Origin of the sequence: Pseudomonas sp. JAI115 (assembly GCF_014200835.1) — a bacterium.
Classification (GTDB): domain Bacteria; phylum Pseudomonadota; class Gammaproteobacteria; order Pseudomonadales; family Pseudomonadaceae; genus Aquipseudomonas; species Aquipseudomonas putida_A.
In genome coordinates, this window is sequence record NZ_JACHCY010000011.1 from 30,499 (window position 1) to 46,655 (window position 16,157).

Here is a 16,157-nt window from a genome sequence, read left to right on the forward strand (position 1 = left end):
TGACACGAATTTTGTGAACACCTCGATACCTGTGGGAGCTGGCTTGCCAGCGATGACGGTCTCTCATTCAGAGCACCTCTAAATGACCCAACACAAAGACTTGCTGATCGTCGGCGCCGGCATCCTCGGCCTGTCCCACGCCTACGCCGCCGCCAAACGCGGCCTCAAGGTCAGCGTTTTCGAACGCACTGCCACGCCCCTCGGCGCTTCGGTGCGCAACTTTGGTCAGGCGCTGGTCACCGGTCAGCCACCGGGGCCGATGCTTGAACTGGCCAAGGCCAGCCGCGAGATCTGGGGTGGCTGGGCGCAACTCGCCGGTCTGCAGATCAAGCGAAACGGCTCGTACCTGTTCGCCCGCAGCGAAGCCGAAGAACACTTGCTCGAAGCTTTCTGCAACGGCCGCGCCGTGGAGCACGGGTACAACGTCGCCTTGCTGCGTGGCGCTGCCCTGCGTGATCTGTACCACGGTCAATTCAGTCATCACCGCGCGGCGTTGCACGGCCTGGACGATCAACAGCTGTACTCGCGGGAAGCGATTCCGGCGTTGATCGACTATCTGCGCCGCGACCTCGGCGTCGAGTTTCACTTCAATACGCTGGTGCGCGACGTCGAACCGGCGCGCCTGCACAGCACCGCCGGCAGCTTCACGGCGAAGCAGATCATCGTCTGCTCCGGCCACGATTATCAGACCCTGCTAGCCGAGCCGATTGCCGCGCTCGACCCGCAGATCTGCCGCCTGCAAATGCTCCGCGCCAAACCGCAGATCGAGCTGAATCTGCAACACGCCTTGCTCACCGGTTTGAGCTGCGTGCACTACGGCGCCTTCGCCGATTTGCCAGAAGCGGCGGCGGTGCAGGCGCAGATCCTGCGCGAACAACCGCACCTGCACGACAACGGCATTCACCTGCTGATCAGTCCGACGCCGTATGGCGAGCTGATCATCGGCGACTCGCACCATTACGGCAGCGATCCGTCGCCGTTCAACGCCGAGCAAGTGGACAACTGGATGCTCGAACTGGCCGAGCACACGCTGGGCTGCAAGGTGCAAGTGGTCGAGCGCTGGCAGGGCGTCTATGGTTCACGGGGGCCGGGGCCGTTTTCGTTGCTGCGCCCGGCCCCCGGGCTGAGTGTGGCGTTGATGCACACCGGCGTCGGCATGAGCGTCGGCCCGGCACTGGCCGAGCGCAATGTCGCGCAGTGGCTGGAGGAAATGTGATGGCGGGGCATGCGCAAGTCGTTGACCGGGTGTTTGCGCTGTATGAACGCTTTGGTGCTAGTGATTACATCGGCGAGCCGGTGTCGCAGATCGAGCACATGTCCCAAGCTGCTGAACTGGCGATCGCCGAAGGCTTTGATGATGAAGTGGTGCTCGCCGCGTTCTTCCACGACATCGGTCATTTGTGTGCCGACGGCGCCGAAAACATGGGCGGTTATGGCGTGGTCAGCCATGAGCGGCTGGGGGCGAATTATCTGCGTGAGGCGGGATTCAGTGAGCGCCTGGCGCGGCTGGTGGAATATCACGTGCAGGCCAAACGTTATCTGACGCTGCGTGAGCCGGGGTATTTCGAGCGCTTGAGTGAAGCGAGTCGCCGCACGCTGGAGTATCAGGGCGGGGTGATGAGCGAGGCTGAGGCGGATGTGTTTGAGCGGGATCCGTTGTGTGCCGTCAGCTTGCGCATGCGCCAGTGGGACGAGCTGGCCAAGGAGAGGGCGGTGCGGGTGATTGACCTTCAGGTGTTGAAGGAGAAAGCGGCGCGGCTGCTGGCTGCGTAATCCATGTCACCGAGTCGCGCCATTCGCGAGCAGGCTCGCTCCCACAGGGTTTTGTGTTCTGACCAGGATCCAATGTGGGAGCGAGCCTGCTCGCGAAGAGGCCAGATCAGGCGCTACAAATCTGCAGCCAGAAACTCAATCTGCTCCTGCCGCTCCGCCTGATTCAACTTCGCATGCGGATTGAGTGAAGACCACTGCGGATGCGCCCGCGCCTTGCTCAGCGCATCCGGCAACTTGCCTTCGCGCCAGGTCTTGTCCTGCGGGGTGGCGACCTGGACCGCGTCCATCGCCGCATGCCCGCGCTGATCGAGCGCCAGCAACAATTGGCGCTGCCGCAACGCCAACAGCCGCAACACCCCGTCATCCACGGTCAACTCCCGCTGGCCCCTGATCTTGCCGAGCAGGCGGCTGCCATAACTGCGCGCGGTTTGCAGCGCACCACCGGCAATCGCACCGGCCAAAGCCGCCGCACCGAGGGTAATCCCGCCCACCAGCAAATCCACGCCAGCCCCGGCAGCGGCACCGGCAGCAATCCCGCCGCCCACCCGCACCCCGAGTTGCTTCAGGGTTTCCGGGTTGAACAGATCATCGCCCCAACGCCCATCGAGCAACGGCAGATCACAGGCCGCCGCATCTTGCGGGCGAAACGCATAGAGCTTGAGCAATGCTTCGACGCATTTCTGTTCACGCTGGCGCACGGCTTTGCGCAGTTCGCTGATCGCTTGCTGTTCCTGCTCAGCCTCGCTGACCACACTGCGTCGGCACGCGGCGCAGTCGATCAGCAATTCGGCGATCAAACGCGCCGCACTTTGTTGGCGGGCGAGGCGCTGGGCCTGTTGATCGGCGATCAAGCGCTCCAGTTGCGGACGGGCGTTTTCCAGCAACAGCGCAAGGCTTTCGTACAGGCGCCGCTCGCCATCTTCCGGCGGCGCAACGCTGTCGAAGCGCACCAGCGCATGCAGGCCGAGCCGCGCCAACGCTTCGCGCCAGTCCGGTTCGCGATGGTTGGCGCTGCTGACGAAATTCAGCACCGGCAGCAGTGGTTTGCCGCAACTGGCCAGCACTTCGAGTTCGTCACGATACTTGGCCAGCACCGGTTCGCGGGCGTCGATCACATACAGACCGGCGTCGGACGCGAGTAGCTGTCGCAGGACTTTCGCCTCCTGTTCGAAACGCTGACGTGCTTCGCTGCCGTCGAGAAACCGCGCCAGTCGCGCCGGGCCGTCGAGACGTTCGCCGGGGCGCTCCAGACGCTCAAGGAAATCCAGCAGGGCGATGGCGTCTTCCAGCCCCGGCGTGTCGTAGAGATCGAGCAACGGCTCGCCGTCCACCGACAACCGCGCACCCTCGACATGTCGAGTGGTGCTCGGCCGGTGCGAGACTTCGCCGAAGCCGACGTCGCGGGTCAGGGTGCGCAGCAGCGAAGTCTTGCCGACGTTGGTGTGGCCGACCACCGCGAGTTTCAGCGGCGCTTTCCGGGCATCAGTCATGACCGCTCTCCAGCCAGTTCATCGGCGCGCAATCGGCGAACGGCAACTCCAGTTGTTGCAGCGCAACGTGCCAGTCGCCGAGACGGGCACTGTCCAGCGCTTCGCCGGACGGTGCTTGCAGCAGCCAGACCCGGGTGGCGCTGGCGTTGCGCGCCAGTTCGGCGATCAGCGCGAGGCTGCCGCGATCCGGCGAGCGCCGAGGATCGCAGGCGATCAGCAGGCGCGCCGGAGGGAAACGGCTGAGCTGTTCGAGCAGTTTGTGCCGTGATTCGCGGCTGTCGAGAATCCCGGCGTTGCTCACGGTTTTCGGCAGGGCTGGTGGCCACGGGCGATGATCGTCGAGTTCGATGGCGACCAGCAAAGCGCCGTCGCTGGCGTGTTCGCTGACGCTGCTTTCGACCCGATGCAACTGCGCAGGCGCGGCGTCGTTGATGCCGAGGCGTTCGCTGGTCGGCATCAGCCGTTCACGCAACTGGGCGTAACCGGGCAGGTTCAAGTCCAGGGTCAGCGCGGCTTTGCCGTGACTCCAGCGCCAGAAACACAACAGCGCCAGCAGCAGACGCGGCAGTACGCCGTAGACCACCAGCACGCCGACCAGCCAGGTTGCCCAAGCCTGTCGCGCGCTTTCGATATCCAGCGCTGCGCCGCCGCTGGCGCGGATCATCTCCACGGTCGGCACGTTGAAGCCAAGCAGCGCCGGCAGCGCGCCGAGGGCTTGAGTCAGGTTGATGAAGGTGTCGGCGCCGAGAATGGTGGTTTCCCAGACGAAGCCGTAGCGCCGGGTCGCCATCAGTGTCAGCAGCAACAGCAGGGCGCTGAGCATCGCCAGCAACCACAGACCGTTGACCAATGTGCCGAGCGCCCAGCGATTGAGTTTTTTGCGTTGCAGCATCAGCAGCAGGGCCGGCGCGAGTTGCGCGGCTTTGGCATCGCGAGCGAGTTTTTCGCTGAGCCACAGCCACAAGCGCCCGAGGGTGGCGCCGTGTTCTCCGGCAAAGATCAGCCCCAGTGCCCAGCTCAGTAGCAGAATCAGGTTCAATCCGAGCAGGCTGCCCAAGGCCCAGAACACATTCACCGGTGACTGGCTCAGTGCGGCGAAGGCCAGACCGGCGCCGCTCAGCAGCGCGAAAATGATCAGCAGCACCAGTGCCAGACGCGCGCCTTGCAGCCAGTGCCTGAGTGCTGCGCTCAGCCCGTCACGCTCGGCCAGCCACACGGCGCGGCGCTGAATACGGCCCGGCAGATCGCCGCCGGCCGCGCGGGCCAGACGATTGGCTTCCAGATCCTCCAGGGGGCCTGCGTGTTCTTCGCGCAGGCGGATGGTTTCAGTCAGCCAGAGGTTTTGCAGTGGAGTCAGTTCAGTCACGCGCCATTCCGTTGCTCGATTGAGCAGTGAGCATAACCGCTGTGGCGCTGGTCGGGGCAAGTTGCGGGATGCCGAACCTCTGGTATCCTCATCCGAATGAACAATACTCTTCCCTTATCTCTAATCGCTGCGCTCGGTCAAAACCGAGTGATTGGCGTGAACAACGGTATGCCTTGGCATTTACCGGGTGATTTCAAGTATTTCAAGGAAAAAACCCTTGGCAAACCCATCATCATGGGACGCAAGACTTGGGATTCTTTGGGGCGTCCGCTGCCAGGGCGTTTGAACATTGTTGTGAGTAAGCAGGCCGATTTGCATCTTGTAGGTGCGGAGGTTTACTCCTCGCTTGAAGAAGCAGTGGCTCGTGCAGACGAGTGGGCATTAAAGCAGGGCGCAAGCGAGTTGATGTTAATTGGTGGCGCCCAATTGTACGCGCAGGCGCTCCCACATGCGGATCGTTTGTATTTGACTCGCGTATATCTAAGTCCGGAGGGCGATGCCTGGTTCCCAGAATTCAGCCCATATGACTGGGAGCAAAAGGACTTCCAGCAAAACGCTGCTGAGGGCGATAAGCCCGCGTACAACTTCGAAGTCTGGGAAAAAGCTTAAGAGCTTCGCGAGCAAGCCCGCTCCCACATTGGATTTGTGTCGATCACAGATCCAATGTGGGAGCGGGCTTGCTCGCGAAGAGGGCAGGTCAGGCAAAGAAGAATTTAAGCCTGAGCAAGCTCCGCATGCTCATCCGCATCCAGCAGTGCTTTATCGGTCTGCTGCATTACTTGGCTGGTAATCGCACCGGCAGTGATCGAACCACTCACGTTCAACGCCGTACGACCCATGTCGATCAGCGGCTCAACCGAAATCAGCAACGCCACCAGTGACACCGGCAAGCCCATCGCCGGCAGCACGATCAGTGCCGCGAACGTCGCGCCGCCACCGACCCCGGCCACACCGGCCGAGCTCAGAGTGACAATCGCCACCAGTGTCGCGATCCACAGCGGATCCAGCGGGTTGATGCCGACCGTTGGCGCAACCATCACCGCCAACATCGCCGGGTACAGACCGGCGCAACCGTTCTGGCCGATGGTCGCACCGAACGAGGCGGCGAAACTGGCGATCGACTGCGGAATGCCCAGACGACGGGTCTGCGCTTCGATGCTCAACGGAATGCTCGCCGCGCTGGAGCGGCTGGTGAACGCGAACGTCAGCACCGGCCAGATCTTGCGGAAGAAGCGCAGCGGGTTGATCCCGGCCGCCGACACCAGCAGGCCATGCACCACAAACATCAGGCCCAGGCCGAGGTACGAGACCACGACGAAACTGCCGAGCTTGATGATGTCCTGCAGGTTGGAACCGGCGACCACTTTGGTCATCAGCGCCAGCACGCCGTACGGGGTCAGCTTCATCACCAGACGCACCAGACGCATCACCCAGGCTTGCAGGGTGTCGATGGCGTTGATCACTTTCTGACCTTTTTCGACGTCATCCTTGAGCAGTTGCAGCGCCGCGACCCCGAGGAACGCCGCGAAGATCACCACGCTGATGATCGACGTCGGCTTGGCCCGGGCCAGATCAGCAAACGGGTTCTGCGGAATGAACGACAGCAGCAGCTGCGGCACATTCAGGTCGGCGACCTTGCCGGCGTAGTCGGTCTGAATGGTTTGCAGGCGGGCCATTTCCTGCGTGCCGGCGACCAGGCCTTCGGCGGTGAGGCCGAACAGGTTGGTCAGACCGATACCAATCAGCGCCGCAATCGCGGTGGTAAACAGCAGGGTGCCGATGGTCAGGAAGCTGATCTTGCCCAGCGACGAGGCGTTGTGCAGACGCGCAACCGCGCTGAGGATCGAGGCGAACACCAGCGGGATCACGATCATTTGCAGCAGCTGCACGTAGCCGTTGCCGACCAGATCGAACCAGCCGATCGAGGCTTTCAGTACCGGGTTGCCGGCACCGTAAACGGTGTGAAGGGCAACACCGAAGGCTACGCCCAGCACCAGCGCGAGCAGGACTTTTTTCGCCAGGCTCCACGTCGTGTGGCGGGTTTGCGCCAGACCGAAGAGCAGGGCGAGGAACACCAGCAGATTGAGGATCAGCGGCAGATTCATGAAGACTCCGATAAGACTTGTGCCAGTCGCATTCTTGGGCAACTGCGAACCGGCAAGCCTAACAGTTTGATTTCCAATGAATTAATACCGAAATCGCAGGTTGTCCGTCGTTTTTGGAATAAGCGCTTGTCGCTCTCGGCAATGCAACTGGCGTTGAGGAGACGTAAGCGGTCGCTGACAGACGAGGACTGTCACACTTATTTGTTAGCGTCGATGTCTTTCAGTCAGGGAGAAAACGCCGATGAAGTTCGCACCGAAAATGCTCGCTGTGGTTCTTGGATTGGGCTTGGCCGCTCACGCATTCGCCACCGACCTGAAGCACTGGCCGGCGGATCAGGCCAAGGCACTCGACGCGATGATCGCGGCCAACGCCAACAAGGGTAACTACGCGGTGTTCGACATGGACAACACCAGCTACCGATACGACCTTGAAGAGTCTTTGCTGCCGTTCATGGAAAACAAGGGCCTGATCACCCGCGACAAGCTCGACCCCTCGCTGAAACTGATGCCGTTCAAGGACACCGCCGACCATAAGGAAAGCCTGTTCAGTTACTACTATCGCCTGTGCGAAGTCGACGACATGGTCTGCTACCCGTGGGTAGCGCAGGTGTTCTCCGGCTTCACTCTCAAGGAACTCAAGGGCTACGTCGATGAGCTGATGGCGTCGGGCAAACCGGTGCCGGCCACTTACTACGAAGGCGATGTAGTGAAGAACATCGATGTGCAGCCGCCGAAAGTCTTCACCGGCCAGGCCGAGCTGTACAACAAGCTGATGGAGAACGGCATCGAGGTTTACGTGATGACCGCCGCCTCCGAAGAACTGGTGCGCATGGTCGCGGCCGATCCGAAGTACGGTTACAACGTCAAACCGCAGAACGTGATCGGCGTGACCACGTTGCTGAAAAACCGCGAAACTGGCGAGCTGACTACTGCGCGCAAGCAGATCACCGCCGGCAAGTATGACGAGAAGGCCAACCTCGGCCTCGAACTGACCCCGTACCTGTGGACCCCGGCAACCTGGATGGCCGGCAAACACGCGGCGATTCTGACCTATATCGACGAGTGGAAAAAACCGGTGCTGGTGGGCGGCGATACCCCGAGCAGCGACGGTTACATGCTGTTCCACGATGTGGATGTGGCCAAGGGCGGCATTCACTTGTGGGTCAACCGCAAGGACAAATACATGACTCAGTTGAACGGCATGATGGCCAAGCATGCGGCGGTGCAGGCCAAGGAAGGGTTGCCGGTGACGGCGGACAAAAACTGGGTGATCGTCAAGCCTGAAGAAATCCAGTAAGCCCCCAATCCTTGTTGGAACTCAGATTCCAGAATCACTGACAGTCCCTTGTGGGAGCGGGCTTGCTCGCGAAGAGGGAGTGTCAGGCGGGAGATTTTTTGACCGGTAGACCGCTTTCGCGAGCAAGCCCGCTCCCACAGTTTTGATCTTCATTGTTTTTGGATCAGGCAAAAAAATGCCCCGCACTTGGCGGGGCATTTTTATTCGGCGGCTAAAACTTACAGCCCGTCGAGCATCGCCTTGTTACGCACCGCACCCTTGTCGGCGCTGGTCGCCAGCAGGGCGTAGGCCTTCAGGGCGGTGGTCACTTTGCGTGGACGCTGCTCGACCGGTTTCCAGCCTTTCTTGTCCTGTTCGACCCGGCGTGCAGCCAGTTCTTCATCGCTGACCAACAGGTTGATCGAGCGGTTCGGGATGTCGATCAGCACTTTGTCGCCGTCCTGCACCAGACCGATCGCGCCACCGGCCGCAGCCTCTGGCGAAGCGTGGCCGATCGACAGGCCGGAAGTACCGCCAGAGAAACGACCGTCGGTGAGCAACGCACAGGCTTTGCCCAGACCTTTGGACTTCAGGTAGGACGTCGGGTAGAGCATTTCCTGCATGCCCGGGCCACCTTTCGGGCCTTCGTAGCGAATGATGACGATGTCGCCTTCCTTCACTTCGTCGGCGAGGATGCCGCGCACCGCGCTGTCCTGGCTTTCGAAGATCTTCGCGTTGCCTTCGAAGACGTGGATCGACTCGTCGACGCCGGCGGTTTTCACCACGCAGCCGTCGAGAGCGATGTTGCCGTACAGCACGGCCAGGCCGCCTTCTTTCGAATAGGCGTGTTCGAAGCTGCGGATGCAGCCGTTTTCACGGTCGTCGTCGAGGGTTTCCCAACGGGTCGACTGGCTGAACGCGGTCTGGGTCGGGATGCCCGCCGGGCCGGCCTTGAAGAAGTGATGCACGGCTTCATCGGTGGTCTGGGTGATGTCCCACTTGGCGATGGCTTCTTCCATGCTGCGGCTGTGCACGGTCGGCAGGTCGGTGTGCAGCAGGCCGCCACGGGCCAGCGAACCGAGGATGCTGAAGATGCCGCCAGCGCGGTGCACGTCTTCCATGTGGTACTTCTGGATGTTCGGCGCGACCTTGCACAGTTGCGGCACGCTGCGCGAGAGACGGTCGATGTCGCGCAGGTCGAAATCGATCTCGGCTTCCTGGGCGGCAGCCAGCAGGTGCAGGATGGTGTTGGTCGAACCGCCCATGGCGATGTCGAGCATCATTGCGTTCTCGAACGCCTTGAAGTTGGCGATGTTGCGCGGCAGCACGGATTCGTCGTTTTCGCCGTAGTAACGCTTGCACAGCTCGACGATGGTGCGGCCGGCCTGCAGGAACAGTTGTTCGCGGTCGCTGTGGGTGGCGAGGGTCGAACCGTTGCCCGGCAGTGCGAGACCGAGGGCTTCAGTCAGGCAGTTCATCGAGTTGGCGGTGAACATGCCGGAGCACGAACCGCAGGTCGGGCAGGCGCTGCGCTCGTACTCGGCAACCTTCTCGTCAGAAGCGCTGGAGTCGGCGGCGATCACCATGGCGTCGACGAGGTCGAGGCCGTGGGAAGCGAGTTTGGTCTTGCCAGCTTCCATCGGGCCGCCGGAAACGAAGATCACCGGAATGTTCAGGCGCAAAGCGGCCATCAACATGCCCGGGGTGATCTTGTCGCAGTTGGAGATGCAGACGATGGCGTCGGCGCAGTGGGCGTTGACCATGTATTCGACAGAGTCGGCGATGATCTCGCGGCTCGGCAGCGAATAGAGCATGCCGTCGTGACCCATGGCGATGCCGTCATCCACGGCGATGGTGTTGAATTCTTTCGCTACGCCACCGGCGCGTTCGATTTCCCGGGCAACCAGTTGACCGAGGTCTTTGAGGTGCACGTGGCCCGGCACGAACTGGGTGAAGGAGTTGGCAATGGCGATGATCGGCTTCTTGAAGTCGTCATCTTTCATCCCGGTGGCGCGCCACAGTGCGCGGGCGCCGGCCATGTTGCGGCCGTGGGTGGATGTTTTCGAGCGGTAATCTGGCATGGAGCACTCCGGGCGGCTAATCAGGTATCAAAAGGGAGTGAGCTTCTATTGACGTCTGGAACACTCAGAAATGGCCGTGTGTCCTGGATGTTGCCGATGACTTTGCGGGATCGCCGCTTGCCTCAGCCTGAGCTCATAAACCCGCCGGGGGATGAATGGCGATGAATCAGCCGATTCTACACCGCTGGCGTCTGGAGGGAATGGCGCAAAGCGTTGTTCCAGTGCCGACGGTGCGTATGGCATGACGACCGGCAGGCTCAATCGCTGCCAGAGGGCGTGACGGCGCCGTTTTCGATGACGCTGGCGCGATGGCTGATCCGCTTGTTCAGCGCCAGCGCGATGCAACTGAGCAGGACAAAACAGTAGCCGAGAGTGGCCTGCAGGTTGCCTGGACTCAGGCTGATCAGCGCACTGATCAACCCGCCGCAGATGAAGATGATCGTGCTACCGGCCGAGGCCGAAGTACCGGCGTTCTCCGGGAATAGGCCCATGGCGCGTGAGGTGGCGGCCGGGCGTGCAATGGTGGTGCCGGCGGTGCAGATCAGCATAGGGATCAATACCGTGACGGGCGAGAGCGCTAAGTACTGCGACAGGAATAGCATCACCAGCCCTGCCAGCAGAATCAGGCTCAACCCGGCCACGATCTGTTGCGCAGAGCTGATGCGCCGGCTCAACAGCGTGGCGGCAATCCCGCCGGTCACATAGGCCGCACCGTAGATCAGCAGGATCAGTGAGAAGTCATAGGCTGAGAGCTGCAACTGATCCATGAAGATCAACGGCGAAATGACGATGAACGAGAAGTGGCAGGCGAACGCGAAAGCCGAGATCAGCCAGTAGCCGACGAACTCGAAATCCCCCAGCACCCGTCGATAGGCGCTGAGAAAGTTGAGCGGTGTGCCCTTGGCGACTGGCCGACCGCCGTCCAGAAACAGCCAGGCCTTGAGCAACACCACCGCCGCCAGTGCGATGAACAGCCAGAAGCTGCCACGCCAGCCCAGGGTCGCCTGCAGAAAGGTTCCGGCCAGCGGTGATATGGAGATGAAGATCCCGGTGGCGGTCACCATCAGGATCCGCAGGCGATCGCGCTCTGCGCCCTCGAACAGATCCTGCACCAGCGCCTGTGACAGGACGAAACAGCCACAGCCGATGGCCTGCACGATGCGAAAGGCCATGAACAGCGTGTAGTCACTGGTCATTACGCAGCCGATGGCGCCGAGGATCGAGACAGCCATGCCGGCGAGCAGTAACCCCTTGCGCCCGATGATGTCGGACAACGGCCCGATCAACAGTTGGGCAAAGGCAATGCCCACCGCGAACAGGCTGATCGACAGGGCGATGTCGGTCGGAGTGCTGGCGAAGTGTTCGGCCAGCGCCGGGAACGAGGGCAGCAGGACGTCCAGCGGAAACACCCCCAGCAGCACCATGGCCAAAAGCAGGCTGATCGCCCCGCGTCGTTGTCGGGTCGTTACCACCGTTCTTCCTTCAAGCATCGATCAGTCCTGCCTTGGCGAAAAGTTTGCGGTTGTTGGGTAGCGCGAAGAATCCGGCTTTTTCGAGTGCAGCAAGCGTAGCCGTGGCTCCGGATCGGGCACGCTGGCGGCTGGCTTGGTCGTTGGTCAGGCTGTCGAGGATTTCCTTGATTGCGCCTTCGCCAATGCCGGCACGGCGCAGGCTTTGGTGCAGCCATTGCTCGTCGACTTCGAAGAAGGTCGCCAGGGTCTCCAGCAAGGTTCTGGCCGCAAAGGCGCGCTGGCGGCTGTTAAGGGTCAACCAGAGGTAGTGGAAGACCTCGGAAAAAAACCGGCTGTGGCGCGCTTCATCAGCGAGATGGTCGCGCAACATGTCATTCACACTGCTGACCAACGTTTCCCGACACACATCCAGCAGTTCCCGGGCAATGATGGTTTCCGAAACGAAACCGAGCAGAAACCATGCCAGCGGGCGTTTGCTTTCCGGCGTTCGGGCGATCTGACCGGTCAGGCGGGTAATGCGCAGCGGTATCTGCGGACGACCGGTGAAACCATGCAGTTCGGCGATCTGTTCGGCCAGACGATGGGAGAACAGCGCGTGATAACCCTCGTCGGTATAGAGCTGCAGCGCGGCGGTTTTCATCCGTGAAGGAATGTATGCGGGCAACTCGCCGTGGACGATGGTTTCCACGGCGCGGTTGACGATGCGGTGCTCGAGCAGCGTGGTGTAGTCGAGAAAGTGCACCAGGTGACTGGCTGCGAGTCGATGCATGACCCTGCTGCCTGCGGCTTCGATGGCCGGGTGGGACAGGTACGGCAGGAATGCCGGCGGAAACCAGAAGCGCGTTTGCAGTTGCAACGGCAGGTCTGCCGGCAACTGGTAGTCGTGCCGGCTGGTGCGCACCGAAGCGTGGTTGTCCCAATCGCCGAGAGTGAATCGAAGCGCCGAGGACTCTGGCGCGTCGGGCTGATCCGCGGTTGGCGCGTTCATGTCCGCGTCTCCTGTAACAGGTCACGCATTTCCTGACACATCGCCTGACCGTCACTGGCACCGCAGCCGACAAAGAACAACGGTTGTTCAGCGCTGCCTTCGAGTTTGAGCAGGGCTTCGACCTGACGATCGGCAAACGCCCCTGTCAGCCACGTTCCCAGGCCCAACGCCGTGGCCACCAGTTGAAAGGTCTGCGACAAGTGACCGGCCTCGACGAACGCCATGCGATAGGCGCGCGAGTGTTCATACTTCCACCAGAGCTTGTCGAAACGAGCGGTGATGAACAGACCCAGCGGCAGATTGTTGATGAAGTGCTGACCCGCCAGCAAATGGCCGAGCGCGGGTTCGGGCAATGGGTTGACTCGGCTGAGCGCATGTTCTGCCGGGTGATAGGCGTAAATGCCCGGTTCCAGGCCCTCGATATTGCGTGCCAGAAGAAATCCTTCACAGGCATTCAACCCGCCACCTGAAGGACTGCTGCGACGGGCGCCGAGGCCTTCGGCGATGCTCTCGTCGCGGTTATCGTCGCGATGACGGAGAAAACCCAGCGAGAGATACATCAACGTGCCGACGTCATTGAGCGTGATCGCTTCGCCAGTAAAGGAGCGGCAGGTTTTTCTCAGGCGCAGGACATTGCCCAGGCTGGCGACGGTCAGGGCCGCAGAGGCGGGCAGGGTGATCAGTGGTTTGTCTTGATGGATCGGGCGATCTTGCGCGGGTGCCGGCGTGGTCAGCACGGCGCTGCAATGGTTCAGGTATTGCCTGGACCACTCGTGAATATTCTGGGGTGTCTGTTCGCAGGGAATGTTCTGGGTGCCAATATGATAAATCTTCGACAATTCATCCCAGCCCCATGGCGGACTGTCTATTTTTGCAACGGTTAATATGCCCGCGTTCAGAAGTTGTGAGTCTATTATGTTGCGTCTGTCGAACTGTTCCGGGTTATTGATAAGTTGTGCAAGTCGACAAGAGTAAGTCAGGTCAAGTTCATGTTGGGTGTGGTCTTTATAGTTCCAGACTATTTGTCCGGGCGTGCGCGGCAATATGAATAAATAGGGATTGATATGCATGTTGTGTTCATCGCTCTGGAACGGGTCGGAAGAACGCTGGGGTGCCGGCACTCCCCAGCGTTCTGGCTCACTTAGCGGGCTTTAGGTGCAACCAGGAAGGCCAGGTTTGCGATTTGGTTGGTTTCCAGAGTAATTGCTTTCATAAGTATGAACTCCTTGTTCATTGAGAGTGAATGTCACCGTCGTGGTGACAACTTAATAATAGGTTGTAATGAATTATTGGCAAGTGATACTTGGGTAGGAAATTTCTATTAATTTTGTCGGAGTGGGCGTGCTGCAAGGGCAAACTTGTAAGTATTAGATGTTGAAATGTAATTCGCAGGGAAATGTCCTGCATGCATGTAGGAAGTTAGTTGTAGGAAAGAGGAAGAAATTCGACGACATTGCATCGCCGTAAAGCCAACGGGAAGCCCGCAGGCTCCCCGTTTCATGGGCCGATCAGCTGTTAGGCAGCAGGCGGCAGGTGATGCTCTTGATGTAGCGAGTCTCGGCGATGGCCGGGTGTACCGGGTGGTCCGGGCCCTGACCGCCGCGCTCGAGCATCTGGATGTTGCGGTCCAGGTGACGGGCGCTGGTCAGCAGGATGTTTTGCAGATCGTCCTCTGGCAGGTGCATGGAGCACGAAGCGCTGACCAGAATGCCGTCCTTGGTCAGCAGGCGCATGGCTTGCTCGTTCAGACGACGGTAGGCGCCTTCACCGTTCTTCATGTCTTTCTTGCGCTTGATGAACGCTGGCGGGTCGGCAACGATCACGTCGAAACGTTCTTCACTCGCCTTGAGTTCCTTCAACGCTTCGAAGACGTCGCCTTCGATGCAAGTCATCTTGTCGGCGAAGCCGTTCAGCGCGGCGTTACGCTCGACGCCGTCGAGGGCGAAGCCCGACGCGTCGACGCAGAACACTTCGCTGGCACCGAACGCCGCAGCCTGCACGCCCCAGCCACCGATGTAGCTATAGAGGTCGAGGACGCGTTTGCCTTTGGCGTAGGGGGCGAGGCGGGCGCGGTTCATGCGGTGGTCGTAGAACCAGCCGGTTTTCTGGCCGCCGATGACCGGTGCTTCGAATTTCACGCCGTTCTCTTCCAGGGCCACCCACTCCGGCACCAGACCGAACACGGTTTCGACGTAGCGGTTGAGGCCTTCGGCGTCACGGGCGGCGGAGTCGTTCTTGAACAGGATGCCGCTTGGCTTGATCACTTGGGTCAGTGCAGCGATCACGTCATCTTTGTGCGCTTCCATGGTTGCCGAGGCAATCTGCACCACGAGGATGTCGCCGAAACGGTCGACCACCAGACCCGGCAGCAGGTCGGAGTCGCCGTAGACCAGGCGGTAGAACGGCTTGTCGAACAGGCGCTCGCGCAGCGACAGGGCCACGTTCAGGCGGTGTACCAGCAGCGACTTGTCCAGTGCCAGTTTGATGTCACGCGACAGCAGACGCGCGCAGATCAGGTTGTTCGGGCTCATGGCGACGATGCCCAGCGGCTTGCCGCCCGCGGCTTCGAGGATCGCCTGATCGCCGGCCTTGAAGCCGTGCAGTGGCGTGGCAGCCACATCGATTTCGTTGCTGTAGACCCACAAGTGGCCGTTGCGCAGGCGACGGTCGGCGTTGGCTTTGAGGCGCAGGCTAGGCAGGGACATGACGTCGCTCCGGAAAAAAGAGCGGGAGTATACCGTGTTGCTCGGCCTGATTGGCTGGTGAGTGGACATGTGGCAAGTCATTGCCGGTGGAAGACATTACCTGTGGCGAGGGGATTTATCCCCGATCAGCTGCGCAGCAGCCGCAAACCCCCAACGCAGTTTTCTGACTGACCGCGTAAGTCGATTTGGGACAGCTGGGCTGTCCATCGGGGATAAATCCCCTCACCACATAAATTCACTAGCCCACAGATCAGGCTGACAGGGCGCTGATCAACTCCTTGTTGAACGCCGGAATATCATCCGGCTGACGGCTGCTGATCAGGTGACCGTCCTTGACCACTTCCTTGTCGACCCAATTGGCTCCGGCATTCACCAGATCATCCTTGAGCGTTTTGTAGCTGGTCAGGGTCTTGCCGTTGACCAGTCCGGCGGAAATCAGCAGCCAGCTGCCGTGGCAGATCACCGCGATCGGTTTGCCGGCGGAGGCGCCGGTCTTGACCAGATGCTGGGCATCCTGATCGATGCGAATGGTGTCGGAGTTCTGCACGCCACCCGGCAGGACGATCGCGTCGTACTGCTCGCTGCTGGCGCCTTGAAAGGTCTGATCGACCTTGAAGTCATCCGCCGGTTTGTCATGGTTCCAGCCTTTGACCTTGCCGGCCTCGGCCGAAAGGATGTCGACCTGGGCGCCGGCCTGCTCCAGTGCTTGCTTGGGCTCGGTCAGTTCGACCTGTTCGAAACCGTCTGTTACTAAAATGGCGACGCGTTTGCCAGTGAGGGAAGTAGCCATCGATAAGCTCCTGAGTCTGCGGGAAATTACCGCCGAGCCGGTGCTTGATTGTCCGGTCGGCCTTACAAAGTCCGAAGCCTGAGCGTGAATGAAAGTTCCTGACAATTGCCC

Annotated in this window: 13 protein-coding genes; 4 read left to right on the forward strand and 9 right to left on the reverse strand. The window is 60.8% G+C overall.

The annotated features are described in order from the left end of the window. Positions 1-82 precede the first annotated feature (82 nt). Positions 83-1,216, forward strand: a complete 1,134-nt coding sequence (locus HDC30_RS21365) for a TIGR03364 family FAD-dependent oxidoreductase (RefSeq protein ID WP_183784780.1) — start codon at positions 83-85, stop codon at positions 1,214-1,216. Continuing rightward, positions 1,216-1,773 carry a phosphonate degradation HD-domain oxygenase gene (locus tag HDC30_RS21370; RefSeq protein WP_183784782.1) on the forward strand — a complete coding sequence of 186 codons (558 nt, stop codon included), beginning with the start codon at positions 1,216-1,218 and terminating at the stop codon, positions 1,771-1,773. Before HDC30_RS21365 ends, HDC30_RS21370 begins: the two co-directional genes overlap by 1 nt. 113 nt (positions 1,774-1,886) lie before the next feature. Here HDC30_RS21370 and HDC30_RS21375 read toward each other — a convergent pair whose 3' ends face one another. Together HDC30_RS21375 and HDC30_RS21380 are read right to left on the reverse strand one after the other, a co-directional pair. Beyond that, a complete protein-coding gene (locus HDC30_RS21375) occupies positions 1,887-3,263 on the reverse strand; it encodes a GTPase/DUF3482 domain-containing protein (protein ID WP_183784784.1) in 1,377 nt (458 codons plus the stop codon). Then, entirely contained in the window at positions 3,256-4,629 is a 1,374-nt protein-coding gene (locus HDC30_RS21380; protein WP_183784785.1) for a DUF2868 domain-containing protein, read from the reverse strand. Before HDC30_RS21380 ends, HDC30_RS21375 begins: the two co-directional genes overlap by 8 nt. Positions 4,630-4,725: 96 nt before the next feature. Here HDC30_RS21380 and HDC30_RS21385 point away from each other — a divergent pair, with 96 nt between their 5' ends. Continuing rightward, positions 4,726-5,238, forward strand: a complete 513-nt coding sequence (locus tag HDC30_RS21385) for a dihydrofolate reductase (RefSeq protein ID WP_183784788.1) — start codon at positions 4,726-4,728, stop codon at positions 5,236-5,238. Positions 5,239-5,342: 104 nt separating this feature from the next. Here HDC30_RS21385 and HDC30_RS21390 read toward each other — a convergent pair whose 3' ends face one another. After that, positions 5,343-6,734, reverse strand: a complete 1,392-nt coding sequence (locus tag HDC30_RS21390) for an L-cystine transporter (RefSeq protein ID WP_096795779.1) — start codon at positions 6,732-6,734, stop codon at positions 5,343-5,345. 241 nt (positions 6,735-6,975) lie between these two features. Between HDC30_RS21390 and HDC30_RS21395 the strand changes: the two genes are divergently transcribed. After that, entirely contained in the window at positions 6,976-8,031 is a 1,056-nt protein-coding gene (locus HDC30_RS21395) for a haloacid dehalogenase-like hydrolase (RefSeq protein WP_115988689.1), read from the forward strand. Between the two features lie 218 nt (positions 8,032-8,249). Here the strand turns inward: HDC30_RS21395 and ilvD are convergent, their stop codons facing one another. From ilvD to HDC30_RS21425, 6 genes are all read right to left on the reverse strand, one after another. Continuing rightward, positions 8,250-10,091, reverse strand: coding sequence for a dihydroxy-acid dehydratase (gene ilvD, locus HDC30_RS21400; protein ID WP_007964170.1), 1,842 nt, complete (start codon positions 10,089-10,091; stop codon positions 8,250-8,252). A 257-nt stretch (positions 10,092-10,348) separates the two neighbouring features. After that, the gene (locus tag HDC30_RS21405) at positions 10,349-11,581 is read right to left on the reverse strand and encodes an MFS transporter (protein WP_183784790.1); all 1,233 of its coding nucleotides are present in this window, start codon (positions 11,579-11,581) and stop codon (positions 10,349-10,351) included. Continuing rightward, positions 11,574-12,551, reverse strand: a complete 978-nt coding sequence (locus tag HDC30_RS21410; protein ID WP_183784792.1) for a diiron oxygenase — start codon at positions 12,549-12,551, stop codon at positions 11,574-11,576. Before HDC30_RS21410 ends, HDC30_RS21405 begins: the two co-directional genes overlap by 8 nt. Further along, the gene (locus HDC30_RS21415; protein WP_183784794.1) at positions 12,548-13,621 is read right to left on the reverse strand and encodes a SagB family peptide dehydrogenase; all 1,074 of its coding nucleotides are present in this window, start codon (positions 13,619-13,621) and stop codon (positions 12,548-12,550) included. Before HDC30_RS21415 ends, HDC30_RS21410 begins: the two co-directional genes overlap by 4 nt. Positions 13,622-14,059: 438 nt before the next feature. Beyond that, the gene (locus HDC30_RS21420) at positions 14,060-15,256 is read right to left on the reverse strand and encodes a class I SAM-dependent rRNA methyltransferase (RefSeq protein WP_183784796.1); all 1,197 of its coding nucleotides are present in this window, start codon (positions 15,254-15,256) and stop codon (positions 14,060-14,062) included. Between the two features lie 250 nt (positions 15,257-15,506). Continuing rightward, the gene (locus HDC30_RS21425) at positions 15,507-16,046 is read right to left on the reverse strand and encodes a type 1 glutamine amidotransferase domain-containing protein (RefSeq protein ID WP_183784798.1); all 540 of its coding nucleotides are present in this window, start codon (positions 16,044-16,046) and stop codon (positions 15,507-15,509) included. Positions 16,047-16,157: the final 111 nt, after the last annotated feature.

Coding starts and splice junctions, on each gene's coding strand:
- HDC30_RS21365 (WP_183784780.1), top strand. CDS start 83: ATGACCCAACACAAAGACTTGCTGATCGTCGGCGCCGGCATCCTCGGC.
- HDC30_RS21370 (WP_183784782.1), top strand. CDS start 1,216: ATGGCGGGGCATGCGCAAGTCGTTGACCGGGTGTTTGCGCTGTATGAA.
- HDC30_RS21375 (WP_183784784.1), bottom strand. CDS start 3,263: ATGACTGATGCCCGGAAAGCGCCGCTGAAACTCGCGGTGGTCGGCCAC.
- HDC30_RS21385 (WP_183784788.1), top strand. CDS start 4,726: ATGAACAATACTCTTCCCTTATCTCTAATCGCTGCGCTCGGTCAAAAC.
- HDC30_RS21390 (WP_096795779.1), bottom strand. CDS start 6,734: ATGAATCTGCCGCTGATCCTCAATCTGCTGGTGTTCCTCGCCCTGCTC.
- HDC30_RS21395 (WP_115988689.1), top strand. CDS start 6,976: ATGAAGTTCGCACCGAAAATGCTCGCTGTGGTTCTTGGATTGGGCTTG.
- ilvD (WP_007964170.1), bottom strand. CDS start 10,091: ATGCCAGATTACCGCTCGAAAACATCCACCCACGGCCGCAACATGGCC.
- HDC30_RS21405 (WP_183784790.1), bottom strand. CDS start 11,581: ATGCTTGAAGGAAGAACGGTGGTAACGACCCGACAACGACGCGGGGCG.
- HDC30_RS21410 (WP_183784792.1), bottom strand. CDS start 12,551: ATGAACGCGCCAACCGCGGATCAGCCCGACGCGCCAGAGTCCTCGGCG.
- HDC30_RS21415 (WP_183784794.1), bottom strand. CDS start 13,621: ATGCATATCAATCCCTATTTATTCATATTGCCGCGCACGCCCGGACAA.
- HDC30_RS21420 (WP_183784796.1), bottom strand. CDS start 15,256: ATGTCCCTGCCTAGCCTGCGCCTCAAAGCCAACGCCGACCGTCGCCTG.
- HDC30_RS21425 (WP_183784798.1), bottom strand. CDS start 16,046: ATGGCTACTTCCCTCACTGGCAAACGCGTCGCCATTTTAGTAACAGAC.